Origin of the sequence: Sinimarinibacterium arenosum (genome assembly GCF_005047655.1) — a bacterium.
In the GTDB taxonomy this organism is placed as follows: domain Bacteria; phylum Pseudomonadota; class Gammaproteobacteria; order Nevskiales; family Nevskiaceae; genus Solimonas.
In genome coordinates this window covers 79,925-100,229 of the sequence record NZ_SUKF01000006.1, presented here as the reverse complement: position 1 = coordinate 100,229, position 20,305 = coordinate 79,925, and the positions used below count along the sequence as shown (strand labels likewise).

Annotated in this window: 19 protein-coding genes; 9 read left to right on the top strand and 10 right to left on the bottom strand. The window is 63.1% G+C overall.

Features of this window, described 5'->3' with window-relative positions; translation table 11 throughout:
• Positions 1-45 precede the first annotated feature (45 nt).
• The 6 genes from recQ to cutA form a co-directional block, all read right to left on the bottom strand.
• On the bottom strand, positions 46-1,905 hold the full coding sequence (gene recQ, locus E4T66_RS13255) for a DNA helicase RecQ (protein ID WP_136849534.1): 1,860 nt from the start codon (positions 1,903-1,905) through the stop codon (positions 46-48).
• Between the two features lie 74 nt (positions 1,906-1,979).
• A complete protein-coding gene (gene accC, locus E4T66_RS13250; protein ID WP_136849533.1) occupies positions 1,980-3,344 on the bottom strand; it encodes an acetyl-CoA carboxylase biotin carboxylase subunit in 1,365 nt (454 codons plus the stop codon).
• Between the two features lie 51 nt (positions 3,345-3,395).
• On the bottom strand, positions 3,396-3,866 hold the full coding sequence (accB, locus tag E4T66_RS13245) for an acetyl-CoA carboxylase biotin carboxyl carrier protein (protein WP_136849532.1): 471 nt from the start codon (positions 3,864-3,866) through the stop codon (positions 3,396-3,398).
• Between the two features lie 28 nt (positions 3,867-3,894).
• Entirely contained in the window at positions 3,895-4,338 is a 444-nt protein-coding gene (gene aroQ / locus E4T66_RS13240) for a type II 3-dehydroquinate dehydratase (RefSeq protein ID WP_136849531.1), read from the bottom strand.
• A 119-nt stretch (positions 4,339-4,457) separates the two neighbouring features.
• Positions 4,458-4,979, bottom strand: coding sequence for a TlpA family protein disulfide reductase (locus E4T66_RS13235; protein WP_136849530.1), 522 nt, complete (start codon positions 4,977-4,979; stop codon positions 4,458-4,460).
• Between the two features lie 75 nt (positions 4,980-5,054).
• Positions 5,055-5,390: a divalent-cation tolerance protein CutA gene (cutA, locus tag E4T66_RS13230; RefSeq protein ID WP_136849529.1), complete on the bottom strand. Its 336-nt coding sequence runs from the start codon at positions 5,388-5,390 to the stop codon at positions 5,055-5,057.
• A 124-nt stretch (positions 5,391-5,514) separates the two neighbouring features.
• Between cutA and putA the strand changes: the two genes are divergently transcribed.
• Positions 5,515-8,712 (top strand): bifunctional proline dehydrogenase/L-glutamate gamma-semialdehyde dehydrogenase PutA, encoded by a 3,198-nt coding sequence (gene putA, locus E4T66_RS13225; RefSeq protein WP_136849528.1) that lies wholly within the window; start codon positions 5,515-5,517, stop codon positions 8,710-8,712.
• A 13-nt stretch (positions 8,713-8,725) separates the two neighbouring features.
• Here putA and E4T66_RS13220 read toward each other — a convergent pair whose 3' ends face one another.
• Positions 8,726-8,986, bottom strand: coding sequence for a hypothetical protein (locus E4T66_RS13220; protein ID WP_136849527.1), 261 nt, complete (start codon positions 8,984-8,986; stop codon positions 8,726-8,728).
• A gap of 420 nt (positions 8,987-9,406) precedes the next feature.
• Between E4T66_RS13220 and E4T66_RS13215 the strand changes: the two genes are divergently transcribed.
• The 4 genes from E4T66_RS13215 to E4T66_RS13200 all read left to right on the top strand — a co-directional run bounded on the left by E4T66_RS13215 (position 9,407) and on the right by E4T66_RS13200 (position 14,456).
• Entirely contained in the window at positions 9,407-10,783 is a 1,377-nt protein-coding gene (locus tag E4T66_RS13215) for an MATE family efflux transporter (protein WP_248679689.1), read from the top strand.
• 107 nt (positions 10,784-10,890) lie between these two features.
• Complete coding sequence (locus E4T66_RS13210) at positions 10,891-11,622, top strand: methyltransferase family protein (protein ID WP_136849526.1); 732 nt, start codon at positions 10,891-10,893, stop codon at positions 11,620-11,622.
• Positions 11,623-11,749: 127 nt separating this feature from the next.
• Positions 11,750-13,711, top strand: a complete 1,962-nt coding sequence (locus E4T66_RS13205; RefSeq protein ID WP_136849525.1) for an LTA synthase family protein — start codon at positions 11,750-11,752, stop codon at positions 13,709-13,711.
• Entirely contained in the window at positions 13,680-14,456 is a 777-nt protein-coding gene (locus E4T66_RS13200) for a phosphatase PAP2 family protein (protein WP_169577616.1), read from the top strand. The genes E4T66_RS13205 and E4T66_RS13200 overlap by 32 nt, the downstream gene beginning before the upstream one ends.
• On the opposite strand, the gene E4T66_RS13195 is transcribed toward E4T66_RS13200, so the two are convergent.
• The 3 genes from E4T66_RS13195 to E4T66_RS13185 all read right to left on the bottom strand — a co-directional run bounded on the left by E4T66_RS13195 (position 14,378) and on the right by E4T66_RS13185 (position 17,597).
• A complete protein-coding gene (locus tag E4T66_RS13195; RefSeq protein ID WP_248679687.1) occupies positions 14,378-15,202 on the bottom strand; it encodes a TatD family hydrolase in 825 nt (274 codons plus the stop codon). The two genes, E4T66_RS13200 and E4T66_RS13195, sit on opposite strands and share 79 nt — an antisense overlap.
• The gene (locus E4T66_RS13190; RefSeq protein WP_136849523.1) at positions 15,199-17,025 is read right to left on the bottom strand and encodes a DCC1-like thiol-disulfide oxidoreductase family protein; all 1,827 of its coding nucleotides are present in this window, start codon (positions 17,023-17,025) and stop codon (positions 15,199-15,201) included. Before E4T66_RS13190 ends, E4T66_RS13195 begins: the two co-directional genes overlap by 4 nt.
• A 149-nt stretch (positions 17,026-17,174) precedes the next feature.
• The gene (locus E4T66_RS13185) at positions 17,175-17,597 is read right to left on the bottom strand and encodes a hypothetical protein (protein WP_136849522.1); all 423 of its coding nucleotides are present in this window, start codon (positions 17,595-17,597) and stop codon (positions 17,175-17,177) included.
• A gap of 133 nt (positions 17,598-17,730) precedes the next feature.
• On the opposite strand from E4T66_RS13185, the gene E4T66_RS13180 reads away from it, so the two are divergent.
• The 4 genes from E4T66_RS13180 to E4T66_RS13165 are packed head-to-tail and all read left to right on the top strand — an operon-like array spanning position 17,731 to position 20,283.
• Complete coding sequence (locus tag E4T66_RS13180; RefSeq protein ID WP_136849521.1) at positions 17,731-18,393, top strand: alpha/beta hydrolase; 663 nt, start codon at positions 17,731-17,733, stop codon at positions 18,391-18,393.
• Positions 18,380-19,021 (top strand): DUF3047 domain-containing protein, encoded by a 642-nt coding sequence (locus tag E4T66_RS13175; RefSeq protein WP_136849520.1) that lies wholly within the window; start codon positions 18,380-18,382, stop codon positions 19,019-19,021. The genes E4T66_RS13180 and E4T66_RS13175 overlap by 14 nt, the downstream gene beginning before the upstream one ends.
• 58 nt (positions 19,022-19,079) lie before the next feature.
• On the top strand, positions 19,080-19,826 hold the full coding sequence (locus E4T66_RS13170; RefSeq protein ID WP_136849519.1) for a DUF6588 family protein: 747 nt from the start codon (positions 19,080-19,082) through the stop codon (positions 19,824-19,826).
• 7 nt (positions 19,827-19,833) lie between these two features.
• Positions 19,834-20,283 carry a tellurite resistance TerB family protein gene (locus E4T66_RS13165; protein WP_136849518.1) on the top strand — a complete coding sequence of 150 codons (450 nt, stop codon included), beginning with the start codon at positions 19,834-19,836 and terminating at the stop codon, positions 20,281-20,283.
• Positions 20,284-20,305 lie beyond the last annotated feature (22 nt).

Sequence of the window (20,305 nt, the reverse complement as noted above, 5' to 3'; positions counted from 1 at the left end):
ATGTTGCAGTGCGGCGGGCGAACCGGCGGGGACGACCTGTTCGGTTCAGGTCGGCGTGGGCGGCTCGGCGTACTCGCGGATCAGGGCCGTGAAGACGTCGCCATATTCGGCCAGTTTGCGGTCGCCGACGCCAGGAATCTGGGCGAATTGTTCCGGCGTGCGTGGCTGCGATTGCACCATGGCTCGCAGACTGGCGTCGGAAAACACGACATACGGCGGAACGTTGCGCTCGACAGCCAGCTGCTTGCGCAGGCTGCGCAACTCTTCGAACAGGGCATCGTTGGCAGGGGAGTCGCCGGACTCCACGGTCTTGCCGCGGCGCCGCTGACCACGTGCCGGGCGTGGTGCCAGTGCCAGCTGCAGCTGGCGTTCACCGCGCAACACGCTGCGGCTGTCGGCATTGAGCTGCAGCACCGGGAAGCCATCATGGGATTCCGTCAGCAGACCTTGATGCAGCAAGGCTCGCAGCACGATGCGCCAGTCGTCCTGCGAGCGGCTGGCGCCGATCCCGTAGGTTGACAGGTCGGTGTGCCCGTTGCGCCGAATCTTGTCGGTGTCGGCGCCGCGCAACAGATCGATGATGTAACTGCCGCCGAAACGTTGCCCGCGCTGTGCCAGGCGGGCGACGCACGACAGCAGCTGCTGTGCTTCCAGCGTGCGGTCTTCGACGGTGCGAGGTTCGCAGCAGTTGTCGCAGGCACCGCAGGGTGGCTGAAAGGTCTCGCCGAAGTAGCGCAGCTGGATGCTGCGGCGGCATTCGGTCGCTTCGGCATAGTCGAGCACCTGCCGCAGCTGCTGGCGTGCGATGCGCTGTTCGGCTTCCAGCGCCTCGCCGGTTTCCGGGTCGCGCTTCTGTGCGATCAGGAATTCAGCGGTGTGGATGTCGCCGGCGCCGAAATACAAGGTGCAGCGGCTGGGCAGATTGTCGCGCCCGGCGCGCCCGGCTTCCTGGTAATAGCCCTCGATCGTGCGCGGCAGGTCGAAATGGGTGACCCAGCGGACGTCCGGCTTGTTGATGCCCATGCCGAAGGCAATCGTCGCCACCATGACCTGGACATCGTCGCGGATGTAGCGATCCTGGTGAATGCGCCGGGTCTCGCCGTCGAGACCGGCGTGATACGGCAAAGCATCGATGCCGTCGGCCTGCAGACGGCCTGCAAGTTCTTCAACGCGCTTGCGCGAAAGGCAGTAGATGATGCCGGAGCCGCCGCTGCGCGCCTGCTGCAGCAGCTCGGGGTAGCTGTGTTTGTCCTTGAACTTGACCGCGTAATACAGGTTGGGGCGGTCGAAGCTGGCGACATGCACTGCAGCGTCGCGCAGTCCGAGTTGCGCCACGATGTCGCCGCGCACACGCTCGGTGGCGGTTGCCGTGAATGCCCAGCACGGCATTTCGGGCAGGTATTCGCGGATGCGCCGGATCTGGCGGTACTCAGGGCGAAAATCGTGTCCCCATTCGGACACGCAATGCGCTTCGTCGATGGTCAGCGCAGAGAGGCCGACACTGCCGGCCAGTTCCGTCAGCAGTCCGTTGACGAACTCCGGCATCAACAGGCGCTCCGGCGCCAGATACAGCAGACGGAACTCCCCCGCCAGCAGTGCGCGTTGGCGCCGCGCGTTCTCGGCGCCGTCCAGGCTGGAGTTCAGGAAGGTTGCCGGAATGCCCATGTCGTCCAGCAGGCGGACCTGATCCTGCATCAGCGCAATCAGTGGTGAAACCACCAGCGTCACGCCGGGGCGCAGCAGGGCCGGCAGCTGGAAGCACAGTGATTTGCCGCCGCCGGTCGGCATGATCGCCAGCAGATCGCGGCCCGCCAGGGCGTCGCGCACCACTGCTTCCTGACCCGGACGAAAGGCGTCAAAACCGAAGCGATGCTTCAGCGTCTCGGCAACATGGTCGGCAGTCATGCGCTGGGGCCGCTGCAAAGACGAAGCCCCGGTTGCGACCGGGGCTTCGGGGTCTGCGTCACTCCGGGCACCGGCTATTCGCTTTCCTGCATCCACTGGCCCAGCAGTGTTTCCAGGTAATGGATGTGGTGCAGGCCGTCGCAGTAAACCTCGTCAGCCATGATGCGGCGCTGCAGGGGGATATTGGTGTTGATGCCTTCGATCACCATTTCGGCCAGCGCCTGGCGCATGCGCGCGATCGCCGATGTACGGTTCGGGCCCCAGGTGATCAGCTTGCCGATCATCGAATCGTAGTGCGGCGGCACCCGGTAACAGGCGTAGCAGTGCGAGTCGAGGCGCACGCCCGGTCCACCGGGGGCGTGATATTTCTTGATCTCGCCCGGCGACGGCACGAAGGTGCGCGAGTGCTCGGCGTTGATGCGGCATTCGATCGAGTGGCCGCGGAATTCTATGTCTTCCTGCTTCAGGGAAAGCGGCTTCCCCTCTGCGATCGAAATCATCTCGCGGATGAGGTCGACGCTGGTCACCATCTCGGTGACCGGATGTTCGACCTGGATGCGGGTGTTCATTTCGATGAAAAAGAATTGGCCGTTCTCGTACAGGAACTCGAAGGTGCCGGCGCCGCGGTAGCCGATGCGTTTGCAGGCGTTGACGCACAGCGCACCGATTTCGGCGCGCTGTGCGTCGGTGACTCCGGGCGCCGGGGATTCCTCGACGACTTTCTGATTCCGGCGCTGCATCGAGCAGTCGCGTTCGCCTAGATGAACAGCATTGCCCTGGCCGTCCGACAGCACCTGGAATTCGACGTGGCGTGGCGTCTCCAGGTACTTCTCCATGAACACGCTGCCGTCACGAAACGCCTGCTGTGCCTCGGTGCGGGCCAGCTGGATTTTCTCGAGCAGCTCATCCTCGGTTCGCACTACATGCATGCCACGACCGCCGCCGCCGGCTGCGGCCTTGATCAGCACCGGATAGCCGACCTGACGTGCGGTGTCGATGCAGACCTGCTCGTCTTCCGGCAGCACGCCCTCAGAGCCGGGGACGCAGGGCACGCCGGCCGCGATCATCTCGGCCTTGGCGTTGGTCTTAGAGCCCATCAGACGGATGGTGTCCGAGCGCGGGCCGATGAAAATGAAGCCGGATTTTTCGACCGATTCCGCAAAGTCGGCGTTCTCGGACAGGAAGCCGTATCCGGGGTGGATCGCGTCGGCCTGGGTGACTTCGGCGGCGGAAATGATGGCGGCCATGTTCAGATAGCTGCGGCCGGCCTGAGGCGGACCGATGCACACCGCCTCGTCGGCCAGCGCCACGTGCTTCTGCTCGCGATCGGCGGTCGAGTACACCGCCACGGTGCGGATGCCGAGTTCTCGGCAGCAGCGCAGGATGCGCAAGGCAATTTCGCCGCGGTTGGCGATCAGAATTTTCTTGATGTGGGTCATACCGTCGTCGCTGCGTAGTCGGGGGCGTGCATGCGTGCGGGCGGGCGCCGGCTATTCGATGGCAAACAGCGGTTGGTCGAATTCCACCGGCTTTTCGTTGTCGACCAGAATTTCGACGACGACGCCGGCCTTGTCGGACTCGATCTGGTTGAGCATCTTCATGGCTTCGATGATGCACAGGACCTGACCGGCCTTGACGGTCTGGCCGACTTCGACGAAGGACTTGGCGCCCGGCGAGGGGGAGCGATAGAACGTTCCGACCATGGGAGCGCGGACCAGATGGCGGTTTGTCGCAGGTTCGGCGGCGGCTGCCGGCGCGGCGGGCGCCGACGCGGGTGCGGCAGCGGCGGGAGCGGGTGCGGCCTGGGCTGCAGGCGGAGCGGTGACGTACTGAATCGGCTGCGCCAGCTGCGCCTGCTGACGGCTGATGCGGACGGACTCTTCGCCTTCGCGGACTTCGAGTTCCGAGATGCCTGACTGTTCGACCAGTTCAATCAGGGTCTTGATCTTGCGTAAATCCATGGACGCGATTCCTTACGAGGCTGAGGTATCAGGGCTGTGCCAGGCGTTCGTGGGCAGCGAGCAGTGCCAGGCGATAGCCCAGCGGCCCGCAGCCGGCGATCACGCCGACGGCGACATCTGACAAATAGGAGTGATGACGAAATGTCTCGCGTGCATGCACGTTCGACAGATGGACTTCGATGAACGGGATGGCAACGCCCAGCAGTGCATCACGCAGGGCGATGCTGGTGTGGGTGTAAGCGCCCGGATTGATCAGAATGAATTCGACGCCGTCAGTGCGAGCCTGATGGATACGGTCCACCAGGGCGCCTTCATGATTGCTTTGATGGCAGCTCAGCACATGGCCCAGACTTGCGGCTTCCTGCGTCAGCGCGGCTTCAATGTCCGACAGCGTCTGATGCCCATAGACCCCGGGCTCCCGGGTGCCCAGGAGGTTCAGATTGGGGCCGTTGATCAGCAGCAGCTGGCTCACGCTCGGACTCAGAAACGAAGTGAGCCCGCATTCTGCCGCAGCGCGCCGAAAGAATGCAAGATAAGCGCAGTTAGATACAGATCGCGACACTTTTGTGTCAGATCTGATTGGCGGCAAATTTAATTTCCGATCCGCTCACGCATCAGCGCGTCGAGATCGCCGGGTTTGAGTGCGCCAAGCATCAGGCGGTCGACGCGACCCTGCGGATCGATCAGTACGGAGTAGGGTAATGCAGATTTTTCATTTCCGAAAGCCTGCATTGCCGCATCGGCGCCGGTGAAGTCTGCGGAGACCGGATAGTTGATGCCAAAGCGCGTGACCACCGGCGCGACAGAATCCGCGTCATCCAAGGCCGGACCGAGAATCTGCAGGCCATGCATACCATACCGTTTTTGTGCTTCGACCAATAGCGGCAGTTCGTCCATGCATGGTGCGCACCATGAGGCCCAGAAATTGATCAACACCCACTTGCCGCGCAGCTCGGACAGGCGGTGTGTGGCGCCCTGAAGATCATGTAACTGAAGGTCGTATGCGGTCTTGCCAATCAGCTCCGACGAGGCTGGCGCGATCAGGCGATAGGCACCGAAGCCGCCGATTCCGGCCAAGACCGCCAACAGCAGCAGCAACAGAAAATTTCGCATCAGTGGGGATCGATCGTGTTGTTTGAGTTTTCGTGGAAGGCCGTTGCGCCGGCGGTCAAGGTGGACACTCGGACCTCAGCTGCAGGCGGAGCGTATCCAGTCCAGATACGGCGTGTGTCCCCAGTCCAGGTTGACCGCAACGATTTCCGGAAGTTCGTAGGGATGCTGCTCCAGGACACAATCGCGCAGGGCGGCAAACCCCGCGCTCGGATGTTTGATCAGCAGCAGCGATTCGGAGTCGTCAACAACGCCATCCTGCCAGCGGTAGATCGAGCGTATGGCCGGCACAATATTGACGCAGGCCGCCACACGGCGCTCAATCAGCGCCCGCGCGAGCGCTTCGGCATGCTCCGGCGGGCAGGTCACCAGTGCGATCGCGGTTCCTGTCGTGCTGACTTCGGTGGACTCCATCGCGCTATTGTGCCGGATCGCCGCGATGCCGCTCGGGAGGCCTGCCGGACTGCGGCGAATCCCTCAGGCTGTGCGTCCGGCGCGGACCTAGAATGCGGACCTTCACTCTTCTGCGAGTTCAGTCATGAGCACGCCCGGTTCGACGTCCACACCTGCTGCATCGGATTCGCTCCATTGGCCCTGGGTGCTGGCACAGGCCGAACCTGAGCGCGACCCTTTGCGCGCGGCGATCTGCGAACACTATCTGGCGGATGAGGCACAGCTGCTGTCGCGGCTGCTGCCCATTGCGGAAATGCCAGAGTCGACGCGACAGCAGATTGCCACCCGCGCAGCCGACTGGGTGACGCTGGTCCGTGGTCGCCGCGATGAACAGTCCGCGCTGGACGCCTTCATGCATCAGTACGACCTGTCATCCGACGAGGGCGTGCTGCTGATGTGTCTGGCCGAAGCGTTACTGCGGATTCCGGACGACGAGACGGCAGAAAAGCTGATCGCGGACAAACTGGCGCATGCGGACTGGGAGGCGCATCTGGGCCAGAGCGATTCGCTGTTCGTCAATGCCTCGACCTGGGGGCTGATGCTGACCGGCCGCATCGTCAAGCTGCCCGCCGATACTACGGTCAATTTTCGCAGTGCGCTGAACCGTCTGGTCAATCAGTCGACCGAGCCGGTGATCCGGATGGCCATCCGTCAGGCCATGCGCATGATGGGTTCGCAATTCGTCATGGGACGTACGATCGCCGAGGCACTGAAACGTGCGCGCGGGCGCGACCATCGAGGCGATCTGCATTCGTTCGACATGCTGGGCGAAGCCGCGTTGACTGCCGAGGATGCGCAACGCTATTTCGAGGCCTATCAGCATGCGATCGGTGTGATTGGATCACACGACGCGACGATGCAGGAGACGGCAGTGTTCCAGCGACCGGGAATCTCGGTGAAGCTGTCGGCGCTGCATCCTCGCTATGAGTTTTCCCAGCGCGAGCGGGTATTGGCCGAATTGGTGCCGAAGCTGTTGCGTCTGGTGCAGCTGGCCAAGGCGAACAATGTCGGATTGACCATCGATGCCGAGGAGGCGGATCGACTGGAGTTGATGCTGGACGTGTTCGAGGCCGTGTTCTGTGACCCGGCAGCCGGTTTGTGGGAAGGCTTGGGATTGGCAGTACAGGCGTTCCAGAAGCGTGGTGTATTCGTGATCGAGTGGCTGGAGCAGCTCGCACGTCGCCACCAGCGTCGTATTCCGCTGCGTCTGGTCAAGGGCGCCTACTGGGATACCGAGATCAAGCGCGCCCAGGAGCTGGGGCTGCCGGGCTATCCGGTGTTCACCCGCAAGCTCAACACGGATGTCGCCTACCTGGCCTGTGCACAGCGCCTGCTTGCTGCGCGCGACGCCTTTTATCCGATGCTGGCAACACACAACGCGCAGACCATTGCGGCGGTGGTGGCGATGGCTGGGGACAACCTGGGTGGCTTTGAATTTCAACGCCTGCACGGCATGGGGCAGGCGCTGTACCAGATCGTGCGCGAATCGGTTCCGGTGGCATGTCGGGTCTATGCACCGGTTGGCGCGCACGCCGATCTGCTGCCGTACCTGGTTCGACGGCTGCTCGAAAACGGGGCCAACACCTCATTCGTCAACCGCATCTATGACGAGCAGATCACGCCGGAAGCACTGGTGGCCGATCCGGTTGCCGCGCTGAAGGCGCTGGAAGTTGTGCCGAACCCGACGCTGCCGACACCTGCGGAGCTGTATGGGGTCGAGCGCCGCAATTCAACCGGTTTGAATCTGGCTGATCCCCTGCTGCGTGAAACCCTGCGGCGTAGTGCGCCGCCACTGGTTACAACTGCGACGTCCGCGCTCGCGGGCGGTGTCGAGAGCAGTGGGCCGCACTGGGCAGTCAAAGATCCTGCCGACCCCCGACGCGTACTGGGGATGTGCGAGTCGATTGAGCCGGCCCGCGTCGCCGCTGTCATCGAGTGCTCTGAGGCTGCGCAGGCTCGCTGGAATGCCCAGGGCGTGGAAGCGCGCGCACTGTTGCTTGAGCGTGCGGCCGATCAGCTCGAACAGCAGCGCGAGGCGTTTCTGTTTCTGCTGGTGCGCGAGGCCGGAAAGACCTTGGCGGATGCTGTTGCCGAAGTGCGCGAGGCAGTCGATTTTCTGCGCTACTACGCCAACGCCGCGCGTCGGCTGATGACGCAAGCGCAGCAGCTGCCAGGGCCGACCGGCGAAAGCAACGTTCTTCAGCTGCACGGGCGCGGCGTGTTTGCATGCATCTCGCCGTGGAATTTCCCTTTGGCGATTTTCACCGGGCAGATTGCGGCGGCGCTGGTCACCGGCAACACCGTGGTGGCCAAGCCGGCGGAACAAACCCCCTTGATCGCAAGGCGCATGGTCGACCTGCTTCACGCTGCGGGAATTGCACCCGAAGTGCTGCAGCTGGTGCTGGGGGCTGGCGACGTCGGCGCTGCGCTGGTTGCCGATCCGCGGATTGCCGGAGTGGTTTTCACCGGGTCCAGCGAAGTTGCGCAGCACATCAATCGCAGTCTGGCGGTGCGGCCCGGCCCGATCGCAACCCTGATTGCCGAGACCGGGGGGCAGAACGCGATGATCGTCGATTCGTCGGCGCTGCCCGAGCAGGTGGTTCGGGATGCGCTGGGCTCCGCCTTCTATTCCGCCGGCCAGAGGTGCTCAGCTTTGCGCGTGCTTTATCTTCAGCACGAAATTGCCGGGCGCACACTGAAGATGCTGTACGGCGCGATGGATGAACTGCGGATGGGTGATCCCGGCTTGCTGGCGACCGACGTGGGGCCGGTCATTGATGCAGATGCGCTGACTGCATTGCAGGCGCATATCGACGACTGCGGCGTGCGGGGCTGGCCTGTCCGGCGGGCGCAGCTTCCCCCAGAGTGTGCGCAGGGAACTTATTGTGCGCCGACGGTGATCGAGATTCCGGGAATCGCTGCGTTGAAGCGTGAGGTGTTCGGGCCGATCCTGCATGTGGTGCGCTATGCGGCAGACCAGATTGACGCTGTGGTCGATGCGATCAACGCCACCGGCTATGGTCTGACGCTGGGCGTACATTCGCGAGTCGAGTCGACCTGGAAGCGCATCCAGTCGCGGGCCCGGGTCGGCAACTGCTACGTCAATCGGGGCATGACCGGCGCAGTCGTGGGTACGCAGCCGTTTGGCGGCGAGGGCTTGTCCGGCACGGGCCCCAAGGCCGGTGGCCCGTTCTATCTGCAACGATTCGTGGTAGAGCGGACCTTGACCGTGAATACGGCGGCGGTCGGCGGCAATGCGCGCCTGTTGTCGCAGTCAGGTTAGCCCAGCGCGGAGCTCAGGGATGTGCCTGGGCGGCAGTTGCGCGCTGCAGTGTGCAATCGAGTTTGAATGTGGCGTGGGCGGGGATGTCGCCGAAGCAGGACGAGGCCGCTGTCACGGGCATTTCGGTCGCAAATGCCGCATCCAGTGCGCGCAGGTTCGGCATCCAGATCGATACGGCGCCTCCGAGCACCAGGCCGAGCATGAAAGTGGTCGCGATTTTCCAGCGTTTGACCCGAAGTTGCTGCTGGATCTGATTTTCGGAAAACACCTGCATGAATACTGCTCCACCCTCAAGCGCGTTCTGACCCCCTGACGGATGCGATGCTCGATGCAAACAGTCCGCGTGGGTTCCCCCGGCTGCCGACCCGCCGGACAGGTCGTCGCGACCGCCCCTTTGGCATCGCTGACCTTCAACATCCGGCCGCAGTCAGCGGCGTGACGGTAGTAGAGGCTGATTGCACACGGGCTTGAGGGATTAACGGATAAACGCGTTGATCGCTCCGACGATCGTCAGGTTCTGGTGTCAGTGCATTCCTGGCGCGGCAGCTGCGGCAGGCCCGCTTCCTGTCGGCCGTCGTGTTGTCAGGCACTTTTCCAGCGTTCGAAACGTGGCGGCATCGGAACGCGGCGTCCATAATCCGCCGCCCATAGTTTGCTTGTCGACGGTATCGCGCCGACCGGCGGTCCGATTCTCATGCACACGCTCAACTTTCAACTGCTTCGCCGCGAGGCGCGGGAAAACCTGCGGCTGGCGTTGCCGATCGTGGCGACGCAGGTCAGCTTCATGAGCATGGGGACGGTCGACACGATCATGGCAGGTCGTTTGGGGGCAGATGAGCTGGCAGCGATCGGCATCGGGTCCAATATCTGGTTTCTGTTCTTTGTCATCTTTATCGGCGTGTTCATGGCGTGCTCACCGATCGTGGCCCAGCGCGTCGGCGCGGGCGCGTCGCCGGTCGAGACCGGTGGGTTCGTTCGCAGTGCGGCGATCCTTGCAATGGGCTGTGGCGTGCTGTGGATGCTGGTGGTGCGAGTATTGGCACAACCGATTCTTTCGCTGCTCGATCTGTCGGAACGCGCAAACGTTTTTGCCAGTGACTATCTCGACGCGCTGTCCTGGGGCGCGATTCCGCTGTGCCTGTGCTTCCTCGGGCGCAATGTCGCCGAGGGGCATGCTATTACCCGGGTGGCGCTCGCCGCCGGCGTCGTCGCCTTCGCCATCAATGCGGCGCTCGACTACGGGCTGATGTATGGCGCCTGGGGTCTGCCGGCGCTGGGGCCTGCCGGGTGTGGATGGGCCAGTAGTGCGGCAAGTATCGCGATGCTGCTGATTTATGCACTGGCCTATGCGCGACTGCGTCGCTTGCGCGCTTTGCAGGTGTTTCGTTCTGGCATTCCGGTGCAAGTGAGCCGTGACGTCGGCGAGATCCTGCGTCTCGGACTGCCGATCGCGTTGATCGTGGCCGCAGAGTCCTGGTTGTTCAATCTGGGCGCGCTGATCATTGCGCGCTTCGGTGGCGATGTCGTCGGTGCGCATCAGATCGCCATCAACTTTGCAGCGCTGTCGTTCATGGTCCCGATGAGCATCGGTTTGGCGACGACCGTGCGAGTGGGACATGCCGCGGGGGCGGGACTTCAGCACGAGGTCCGTGCGCGCGGCCTGGCCGGTGTCGCGCTGGGGGTCACCTTCGCCGCGATGTCTGCTTCTGCCATGGCCTTGGCCCCAGGGTTGATCGTGGCGGCATATACCGATACACCGGATGTTGCCGCAATGGCGGTGCGATTCCTCTACTTTGCAGCGATTTTTCAGCTGTTCGATTGCGTTCAGGCCACGGCCAGCGGCGCGTTGCGAGGAATCAAGGAAACCCGGGTGCCGATGTTGATCACCGTCGCTGCCTATTGGGTGGTCGGGTTGCCGCTGGCAGCAGGGCTGGCGTTTCAGACGGCGGCGGGTCCGTTTGGTGTCTGGCTCGGGTTCATTGCTGCCTTGGCGCTGGCGGCGGTCGGGCTGCTGACCCGCTTCGTGCTGCGCACACGCCAGTGGCAGGTCGGCGCGGCGCCAGCCGGCTGAGCTGCGGGCCCGCCGAATGATTGCTCGTCCCTAGCCATAGGTTAGGGGTCGTGCGCGCCACGGCTGGCTAAGATGCGGGGTCCAATACCGGATTAGGGGAGTCGACCATGCGCCTGTTCGCTCTGGCCGCGTTTGCTTTTACGCAGGCGATGCAGCTGTATTTCATCGCCTTCATTCAGAACTGGACCCCGCGTGGTATCGACGGCGGTGCGCCGCAACATTGGCTGCCAGCGCTGGCGATTGATCTGGGCCTGCTGGCCGCGTTTGGCTTTGCTCATAGTCTGATGGCGCGGCCGGCATTCAAGCGCTGGTGGCTGGGGCTCGTGCCCAAGGCTTTGGAGCGCGTGATCTATGGCCTGGTTTCGGCGCTGCTGCTGCTACTGATCTGTCTGTTCTGGTCGCCGTTGCCGCAGACGGTGTGGGTCGTCGACAGCCCCGTGGGCAAGGCGCTGCTCTACGGCGCCTTGGCGATCGGCGGCGGTCTGATTCTCTGGTCGATCTGGTGCGTTGATCTGCTGCATTTCACTGGGCTGCGCCAGGCGTTCGGCCAGCAGGTGGAATCGCCCTTCGCGTTGCGCGGGCCTTATCGCTGGGTACGTCATCCGATCCAGAGCGGCCTGATGCTGGTGCTATGGTCGACGCCGGTCCTCAGCATTGGGCATGCGCTACTGGCAACGGTGCTGACTGCTTATAGCGTGCTGGCAACTTTGTTGCTGGAAGAACGAGATCTCGACCGCGAGCTGGGCGACGCTTATCGACGCTATCGCGCCGATGTGCCGGCGTTTGTGCCTCGGCTGTTCGGAGGCGCGGCACCGGAGCACAGCGAACGCGTGCAATAGCCCTGATTGGGCGGCGTTGCCTGTCAGCAGTACGGTGGCAGCGGCAGGCCGGCGATCGGCGTCCTTGACGTAACGTTTACCTGCGTTTTTCGATACTGACGGATTAGTTATTAATCTGGCGGGTCGAGTGAATCAGGAAATAGCAAATCAGGCCATCAATTGGCGGGTTGGCCGGTATCGCGTGCTGATCATGCTGCTGGCGGTATATCTGGCGATCGGGACCGGCTTGCGTGTGCTGCTATGGGCCCTGTTTGCGACCGGCGAGGTTCCGGTGTCGCGTCTGCTGGAGTCGCTGCCGCTGGGGCTGGTCAACGATCTGCTTGAGGCGGCTTATCTGTTCCTGCCGATGACGATCGCCCTGTGGCTGTTGCCGCAGCGGATATTCGGCGGCGGTCGGCGCAAGCCGCTGCTGATGCTGACCGTCGGCATCGTGGTTTTCTCGATGCTGTACATCGCCGGACTCGAATATTTCTTTTTCGAAGAGTTCAATGCCCGGTTCAACCTGGTGGCGGTGGATTATCTGATCTACCCGACCGAGGTCATCGGCAATATTCGGGAGACTTATCCAGTCGGACTGATCAGTGCGGGGCTGGTCATGGCGTCGGCGGTGCTGGTCGGAGCGTTGTGGCCCCTGTTGCGCGAAACCGCCCACGCTGAGCCGTCGGCACACCCGTTTCAGCACCGCGGTTTGATCGCCTTGATCCATGTTGCGGTGGTCGTGGTGTTGGCGATTGCAATACCGGTCAACGCGTTGATGCCGTTCGACAACCGGGTGGCCAACGAGCTGGCGTCCAATGGCGTGGCCTCGTTTTTTGTCGCCGCAAGAACCAATCAGCTCGACTACGAGACCTACTATCGCACTGGCGACGATGTTGCCCTGTGGCAGCGCTTGCGTCCGGACCTCGAGCGCTCGGGTGAGACGTTCGTGTCGCCGACGCCGCCAAGTCTGGAGCGCCGCTTTCCGGGCAATGCGCAGGGGCTTGGCAAACGCAACGTTGTGGTCATCGCCGAGGAGTCTTTTGGTGCGGAGTTTGTCGGCGTCCTCGGAAACGAGCGCGGACTGACGCCGGAATTCGATGCCTTGTCGAAGCAGGGCTTGTTGTTCACCCATGCCTACGCCACCGGCACGCGCACGGTGCGTGGACTCGAGGCGATCAGTGCGTCGTTCCCGCCGATCCCGAGCGAGAGCATCGTCAAGCGCCCCGGCAATGAGGGCATCGTGACTTGGGGCGAGGTCATGAGTGGCCTCGGCTATCACGCAAGCTTCCTTTACGGCGGCTACGGCACGTTCGACAACATGAACGCCTACTTCGGGGGCAATGGATTCGCGCTGAGCGATCGGCGTGATATCCCGGACCCGAAATTCGCCAATATCTGGGGCGTCAGCGACGAAGATCTGTTTGCGCATGCAATCGATTACTACGACGCGCGTGCCGCCGAAGGCAAGCCGTTCTTCTCGATCGTGATGAGCACGTCGAATCACAAGCCCTACACCTTTCCCGAGGGCATTCCCGGGATCAAATCCAGCGGTGGCGGGCGCGCCGCGGGTGTGAAGTATGCGGATTATGCGATCGGGCAGTTCTTCAAACAGGCCCAACAGCACGAATGGTTCTCCAATACCGTATTCGTGGTGGTCGCCGATCACGGCGCGCGCGTTTACGGAGCGGCCGACATTCCGCTGCACAGCTACGAGATTCCGCTGTTGATCTATGCCCCTGGACTGATTGCGCCGCAGCAGAACGACGGACTGGTCAGTCAGATCGATATCGCGCCCACTGTCATGGGGCTGCTCGGTCTGGAGTACGAGGCGCCGTTCTTCGGTGTCGATGTGCTGCACGAGAACCAGGAGCCGCGCAATCTGCTGTTCAATCACAACCACGATGTTGCCCTGCTGCGCGATGGTCGCATGGCCATACTGGGGCTGAATCAGCGTGCGGAAGTGACGCGCTATGTACGCAACGATGGCCCGCGCAGTGGCCATGGTGGGGAGGTGTTCGAGCCGCAGCCGCCGGATACCGATCTGTTGGACCTTACCACGGCCTACTTCCAGCTGGCGTATGAACTCTTCAAGCAGGCACCCAATTCCTGAGCGCGCTGGTCCCGGCTTCGTTCTGAAGCTGCTACCGGGACTGAGCCTGCTGACCCTGGCGTTGTTCGCCAAGCTGACGGGCCTGGATCTGTGGGTGGCTGACCGATTTGCCGACGGGGTGCACGGTTTCCCGTGGGCCCATCACTGGCTGACGCAGAAGCTGCTGCACGATGGCGGCGCATGGCTGATCCGGATTTTTGCCATCGCTCTGCTGCTGCTGGCGATCGTGCGCAGTGGGGCTGTGCGGCGCGCTGCGGTCTATTTGCTGGCAGCGCTGGCGCTGACCACGGGCTCCGTGGCAGTGATCAAACAGGCCGTCGACAAGGATTGTCCCTGGAGTCTTGACCGCTATGGTGGGCAGCAGCCGACACTGTTGCTGGTCTACGGCACGGTGAGCGGCAAGAAGCCGGGGCACTGTTTTCCTGGAGGGCATTCCTCCGGTGGATTCAGCCTGCTGGCGTTGTATTTCGTTGCGCGTCGCTGGCGTCCGCGCGATGCCGGCAAAGTGCTGGTAGCCGCTGCGGCGGTTGGGTTCGGATTCGCGCTGACGCAATGGGCGCGCGGTGCGCACTTCGTGTCACATGATCTGACGTCGGCCGCGATCGCCTGGGTCTGTGCGGCGTGGTTGGCGCCATTTCTGCACAGGCCAGCCCGAACGCCCCAACCTCAGGTGGGCGCCGACAGGCCGAAAAACGCTCGTGCGGTGGCCGCCGTGGCCAGCGCGACGTCTTCGACCGAACGCTGAGTCGCCGCGGCGATCGCGCGCGCCACCCAGATCAGATTGCCAGGTTCGTTGCGGCGGTGACTGGCCTTGGGGGCGGTGCGCGGCAGCAGATACGGCGCGTCGGTCTCGATCATCAGACGCGATTCCGGAATGATGCCGACGGCATCGATCAGGTGCTGTCCGCGGCGCTCATCGCAGATCCAGCCGGTGATGCCGATGTGGCAGTCCAGAGCCAGGTAGTCCTCGAGCGCTGCCTGGGTGTCGGTGAAACAGTGCACCACGACATGACTCAGCGCACTGCGATGTTCGCGCAGAATGGCGTGGAAGTCCGCGTGGGCATCGCGCTGATGCAGAAATACCGGCTTGCCCGTCGTGATCGCAATCTGCAGCTGCTCGATGAAGGCACGGCGCTGGTCGCCGCGCGGTGACAGATCGCGGAAATAGTCGAGACCGCATTCACCCAGGGACACCAGCTGCGGATCAGCAGCCAGTTCACGCAGCTGGTCGGCGAGTTCGCGGTCCCAGTCGCTGGCGTGATGGGGATGCAGGCCAGCCGTTGCAAACAGTTGCGCCGGATGCTGCCGCGCGAGTGTCAGCACGCGCCGGTTGCTGTCGGCGCAGCTGCCGGTGATGACGATCTGCGCGACGCCGGCTTGTTGCGCGCGCTCCAGTACCGCATCGCGGTCGGCGTCAAAGCTGTCATGCGCAAGGTTGGCGCCGATGTCGACCATGCCGGAGACATCGTCGCGGTGCGGATCAGGGCTCATGCAGTGCCCGGATCCGCGGCGGGATCGCAGCCCTGACGCCACAGGATCTGCTGCTCGATGCGCGAATTCGAATTGGCGGCGGCCGGGTACTGCAGCATGTAGATCATCTTGATCGAAACCAGACGTTGCGCGCGCTGAGTGGAATTGTCGGCGTCGCTGGACGCGCCGCCATTCCAGCGCGCGCACAGATAGCCTGCGTACAAGGCGCGCTGCGTTGCATGGTCCGGATCGCGCAGGCGGTCGTGGTAGGTGCGCCAGCGCAGATCGGGGGCTGCAAGATCGGAAGCCGGGGGTGGCTCAAAGCTCGGTGCCTCACGCTCGGGATGCAATACATCGACCTCGCGACCATCCGCGCGCCGTCCGCTCACGACCAGCCAGCCGCTGACTTCCGGCGGTGACGGGGCAAACAACGTCCATTCCTGCTCCAGGTGCAGCATCGACAGCGCAGGATTCAGGACTGCCGCGATGGCGGATGGCAGCGCGCCGAAGGTGGTCAGAGCCCCGCCCAGCATCAACACACCGGCTGCCAGGGCCAGACGTTGGCGCAGGATGCCATTGTCCCAGCGGATGCTGCGAGGTGGCAGCAAGGGCAAGGACAGCCCCGCGATCCGCGCGCGCTGTCGTACAACAAAGGCGTAGAGACGATCGCCTGGTGCGTCCAGCGCAGACCATTTCGCGAGTGGCCACAGCCAGCCGAGCAAGGGAGAACGTCGCAACAGGATCGTGAACGCGGCCCATTTCAGATAGGCCTGTTCATCGGCATCAATCACGACCCAGGAATTGTTTGCCTCCATCAGCGTGCGTGCCCGCGCGCTGTCCTGCGCCGGGAGAATGTTTGCCTGCGGCAGGATCAAGAACTCACGCATCAGCAGGCACATGGTTTCGCAGAAACGGCAATCCTTGTCGTAGTAGACAGTCAATGGGCCCGGATTTTTCCGCAGGTGGCGCTGTTGCATCGCGTCCCAGATCCAGCCCTCGACGAAGACGGCGAGGGCGAACAATGCCAACCACGGCAGCATGCCCAGCTGCAGGCAGACGATTGCTCCGAATTGCAGCAACGCCAGCGCGAGGATGCCGGCCAGACGCAAGCCGCGATGCAGGCCTGAGAGCAGGATCAGCAGCGGTGCCAGCAATTGCGCGACGCCGATCGCCTGGCTGAGCAGCGAGTTGAACGTATGCCACTGTGACATCCATGCGCCGAGCGCGGTGACCTGATGATCCAGCGATAGCAGTTGGGTCAGTGCCTGATGCGTGCTCCACACCGAGCCGGTCTGCAACAGTGCCGTGCAGAGATAGACGATCAAAACCTGCAGCAACAGCATTGCCGCGGCAGGTGAGCGATGAATCAGCGCCTGCGGCGGGGGCTCCGATGCCAGCGCAGCGTCAATCGACCAGCGTGCGCTCATCGGCAGAAACATTGACCAGAACAGCAGACAGGCCATCAGCAGTTCGCCGGTGCCGTCGAGCATCGGGTTCCGGTTCAACAGCGATACCCATAGCAGGAATGACAATGCACCGGCGGTTCGCGTGTGCGAACCGAGGGTGAACATCAGCGCGAGCAGGAGCTGCACGGTCAGAAGTGCTGCGATGAACCAGGGCTGGCCATTGGCCAGATGCAGTGAAAACCGGAACGGCGTGGGATCGGCTACCAATGCGGCACGTGGCAATACGCCGGCATCGCTCCACCACACGGCAGCATCGCCGAGTGACGAAAGCAGCGAGAACAGCAGGACCGCTCCCAAGGTCGCGCGCAGCAGCGCCAGCGAGCGGAGATCGACATCAAAGGTTTCGGTCAGGCGCGGGAAGCGGGAGCTCAGGTCCATGATCGGTGGCTTGGGTGGGGCCCAGATGAGGCACACACATAATAAGGGGAGCGCATGGCTCCCCTGAAGTGGAATTGTCCGATCATTGCGCGGCGAATGTGGACCGTGCCACGAATGCGCTCTCGGCTACGCGTCGTAGCCGCATCGAATCAGGGATCAGGCGAAACGTCGTTGCTGTCGGAAACTTCGTAGACGATGTAGCCCAGCCCCGCAATGCCGACTGCCAGCAGACCCCAGTCAATCGCGGTCCAGCGGGTTTCCTCGTAGCCGTCGTTCTGCTGCAGGCTGACGCTGCGGGCAAACGGCATGCCGTTGACGCTCGCCATCGAGAAGCCGCGGATTCCAAAATCCAGCTGTGCGATCGCGGGCATTGGCTGGTCCGAGATCCGGGCGTCGTGGTCGACGCGCAAGCCGTAATGCAGTGAATCCAGCGCAGGTGTTTCTCCGCCGAACTGGAACTGCACATAGCTGCGGAATTCAGGCGAACGGTCCAGCGGATCAGCCGCGGTCGCTGGTTTGGTTGCGGCTGCGACAAATACGGCCAAGCCTGCGGCCAGCGCGATTTTTTTCATGGTGTCCCCCGGTCACGATGGTTTGAGTCCCTCGCGCCGGACTATAGGCAGCAGGCAGGCTGCCCGCAAGCACGCCGCCTGCTGTGCGCGCTTGCGGCACAATGGCTGGTCGTGAACGCATTGAGGAGCGAGCGTGAATTCTCTGCCGCTACCGGGGCAGTCCAAAGAGCTGCTGATCCCGGGGCCTGTGGGCCAAATCGAAGCCATCCTGTCGGCGCCGCGCGAACCGCTGGCGCCCGCGGGCTTCGCGCTGATCTGTCATCCGCATCCGTTATTTGGCGGCGCGCTCAGCAACAAGGTGACCTATACCTTGGCGTCCTGTGCGCAGAAGGCGGGGTTGTATGCGTTGCGTTTCAATTTTCGCGGCGTGGGACGCAGCGAGGGGGCTCACGACAATGGTCGCGGCGAGACCGGCGACGTCGAATTTCTCGTGGATTGGATGCGCCAGCAGTTGCCTGGTGCGCGCGTGGTGCTTGCGGGCTTTTCCTTCGGTGCCTGGGTCAGCGTGCGTGCGGCAGCGACGGTGCGGCCGGTGGCGCAGGTCAGTATCGCGCCTCCCTTTGGCAAGTATTTCGACGATGCGCCGCCGCCGCCGCGACCGGAGTGTCCGTGGCTGGTCGTGCACGGCATCGACGATGAGGTGGTCGACTATCGTCAGACTCACGCCATTCTTGACCGCTATGTCCCGCCGCCGGAGTTGGTGACTCTGGACGGTGTAGGGCACTTCTTTCACGGGCGCCTGGCAGACCTGGGTGGGATTGTGCTGGAGTTTCTGCAACGGAATGTCCACGCGTAGCGCGGTATTCGGACTGCTGCTATCGCTCGCAACCGCGGGCGATGCCGGCCGCGTCGATGATTGGGTGCCGCAGTCCTTCGATGGCAAGGCGCCAACCCGCTATGCCGTCGAAGGAGAAGGGGATGCGCTGGTGATTGATGCGCACTGCCAGGCTTCGGCGTCAGGACTGGTGCGGAGGGTCGGCGTGGATCTGCGTGCAACACCCCGGCTGCGTTGGCGCTGGCGTACCGATCGCGTTTATGTCGCGCGCGATGAGCGCAGTCGTGCTGGTGATGATTTTCCGCTGCGAGTCTACGTAATCCGCGACGGTGGCTGGGCCTGGTGGCGCACGCGATCAGTGGTCTACGTCTGGAGCGCTTCTGAGAGGGTGGGTGCACACTGGCCGAATCCATACACAGATCACGCGCATATATTCGTGGCACATAGTGGCAGCGCTGATGTCGGCCGCTGGGTCGAGCAGACCCGTGATGTGCGAGCGGATTTTCGAATCGCGTTCGGTGAAGATCTGGATCATGCGGATGCTCTCGCGGTGATGACGGATTGCGACGATGTTCCGGGCAGTGCCGAAGCTGGATACGCTGCTTTCGCGTGGTTGCCCCATGTGCCGGCGGCGGCATCGTCTCCCTGATCGGAGGGCGAGTGCGTCTGGTATTCTGCGGCGCACACTACAAAATCTGGAGAACCTCATGCGTCGTCTGCCGACTGCCGTCGCGCTGCTTGCTGCCACCACGTTTGCGCCTGCCGCATTCGCCAGCACTGAGTTCAGTGTGGCGCCAGACTGTGGTGTGACCTGTCAGAGCGCGTTTGAAGGGGCGGTGGAGGACATCAGCGCCGCGCTGAACTACAAGGCGCTTGCGCCTGCGGAGTCGACTGGCCTGCTGGGTTTCGGTATCGGCGCCTTCGTCAATTACACGCCGGTTGAAAACAAGAGCGACTGGAAGCAGCTGACCGGAACGAATGTCGATTTCGTGGGCATGGCCGGGGTGGTCGTCAGCAAAGGACTGCCGTTCGGCTTCGATGTCGGTGCGTTCTACACCGCGGTGCCGGACACCAGCGTCTCGGCCTTCGGTGCCGAACTGCGCTACGCGATTCTCGAAGGGGGCGTTGCCGAGCCCGCGCTGGCGGTACGTGGCGCATATACCGCCACCAGTGGCATCGATGACTTCGACTACGAAGCCTACAGCGTCGATATGGCGCTTTCCAAAGGCTTTACTTTCCTGACGCCATACATCGGCGCCGGTTATGTCTGGTCGACCGCGACACCCCAGGGCACGGTGACCGAGGCGCCGTTCAATCTGCGCAAGGTCGATGTCGATCATGAGCGGATCTATGTCGGATTGCGCGTGACGCTGGCGATTTTGGAACTCACTCCCGAGTATGAGCGTCAAGGAGATAACAACGGTTATTCCCTGAGGCTCGGTTTCTCTTTCTGATGCGCTGATGCTGGATAAACTCTCGCGCTGGTTTCGCACCGAAACAGCCGCACCGGACCGGATGCGGCGGCCGTTGGCGATGGCCGTACTGCTCGCAGAGACCGCACGCGCCGACTTCGATACCCAGTGCGTCGAGCGCGATGCCGTCCGGCAGATGCTGGTGTCCCAGCTGGGACTGAATGATGAGGAAAGTCAGGCGCTGGTCGCGCGTGCATTTGCCGAATCCGAGCGTAGCGTTTCGTTGCACGGGTTCCTGCGGACCCTGAATGACGAGCTGCAGCCGGCGGAGCGACGTGAGCTGATTGAGTGGTTGTGGCGTGTCGCCTACGCTGACGGTAAGCTTGATCCGTACGAAGAGGCGCGCGTGCGCCAGCTTGCCGAGCTGCTGTATATCAGCCATGTCGATTTCGTACAGACGCGCCTGGCCGTCGAGCAGGAGCTCGGCATCTCCGGCTAGTGCCCGTCGACGCGATGGACAG

What these genes read in the sequence shown, in the direction of transcription:
- recQ (WP_136849534.1), bottom strand. Translation starts at nt 1,905, where the DNA reads ATGACTGCCGACCATGTTGCCGAGACGCTGAAGCATCGCTTCGGTTTT.
- accC (WP_136849533.1), bottom strand. Translation starts at nt 3,344, where the DNA reads ATGACCCACATCAAGAAAATTCTGATCGCCAACCGCGGCGAAATTGCC.
- accB (WP_136849532.1), bottom strand. Translation starts at nt 3,866, where the DNA reads ATGGATTTACGCAAGATCAAGACCCTGATTGAACTGGTCGAACAGTCA.
- E4T66_RS13235 (WP_136849530.1), bottom strand. Translation starts at nt 4,979, where the DNA reads ATGCGAAATTTTCTGTTGCTGCTGCTGTTGGCGGTCTTGGCCGGAATC.
- cutA (WP_136849529.1), bottom strand. Translation starts at nt 5,390, where the DNA reads ATGGAGTCCACCGAAGTCAGCACGACAGGAACCGCGATCGCACTGGTG.
- putA (WP_136849528.1), top strand. Translation starts at nt 5,515, where the DNA reads ATGAGCACGCCCGGTTCGACGTCCACACCTGCTGCATCGGATTCGCTC.
- E4T66_RS13220 (WP_136849527.1), bottom strand. Translation starts at nt 8,986, where the DNA reads ATGCAGGTGTTTTCCGAAAATCAGATCCAGCAGCAACTTCGGGTCAAA.
- E4T66_RS13215 (WP_248679689.1), top strand. Translation starts at nt 9,407, where the DNA reads ATGCACACGCTCAACTTTCAACTGCTTCGCCGCGAGGCGCGGGAAAAC.
- E4T66_RS13210 (WP_136849526.1), top strand. Translation starts at nt 10,891, where the DNA reads ATGCGCCTGTTCGCTCTGGCCGCGTTTGCTTTTACGCAGGCGATGCAG.
- E4T66_RS13200 (WP_169577616.1), top strand. Translation starts at nt 13,680, where the DNA reads ATGAACTCTTCAAGCAGGCACCCAATTCCTGAGCGCGCTGGTCCCGGC.
- E4T66_RS13195 (WP_248679687.1), bottom strand. Translation starts at nt 15,202, where the DNA reads ATGAGCCCTGATCCGCACCGCGACGATGTCTCCGGCATGGTCGACATC.
- E4T66_RS13190 (WP_136849523.1), bottom strand. Translation starts at nt 17,025, where the DNA reads ATGGACCTGAGCTCCCGCTTCCCGCGCCTGACCGAAACCTTTGATGTC.
- E4T66_RS13185 (WP_136849522.1), bottom strand. Translation starts at nt 17,597, where the DNA reads ATGAAAAAAATCGCGCTGGCCGCAGGCTTGGCCGTATTTGTCGCAGCC.
- E4T66_RS13175 (WP_136849520.1), top strand. Translation starts at nt 18,380, where the DNA reads ATGTCCACGCGTAGCGCGGTATTCGGACTGCTGCTATCGCTCGCAACC.
- E4T66_RS13170 (WP_136849519.1), top strand. Translation starts at nt 19,080, where the DNA reads ATGCGTCGTCTGCCGACTGCCGTCGCGCTGCTTGCTGCCACCACGTTT.
- E4T66_RS13165 (WP_136849518.1), top strand. Translation starts at nt 19,834, where the DNA reads ATGCTGGATAAACTCTCGCGCTGGTTTCGCACCGAAACAGCCGCACCG.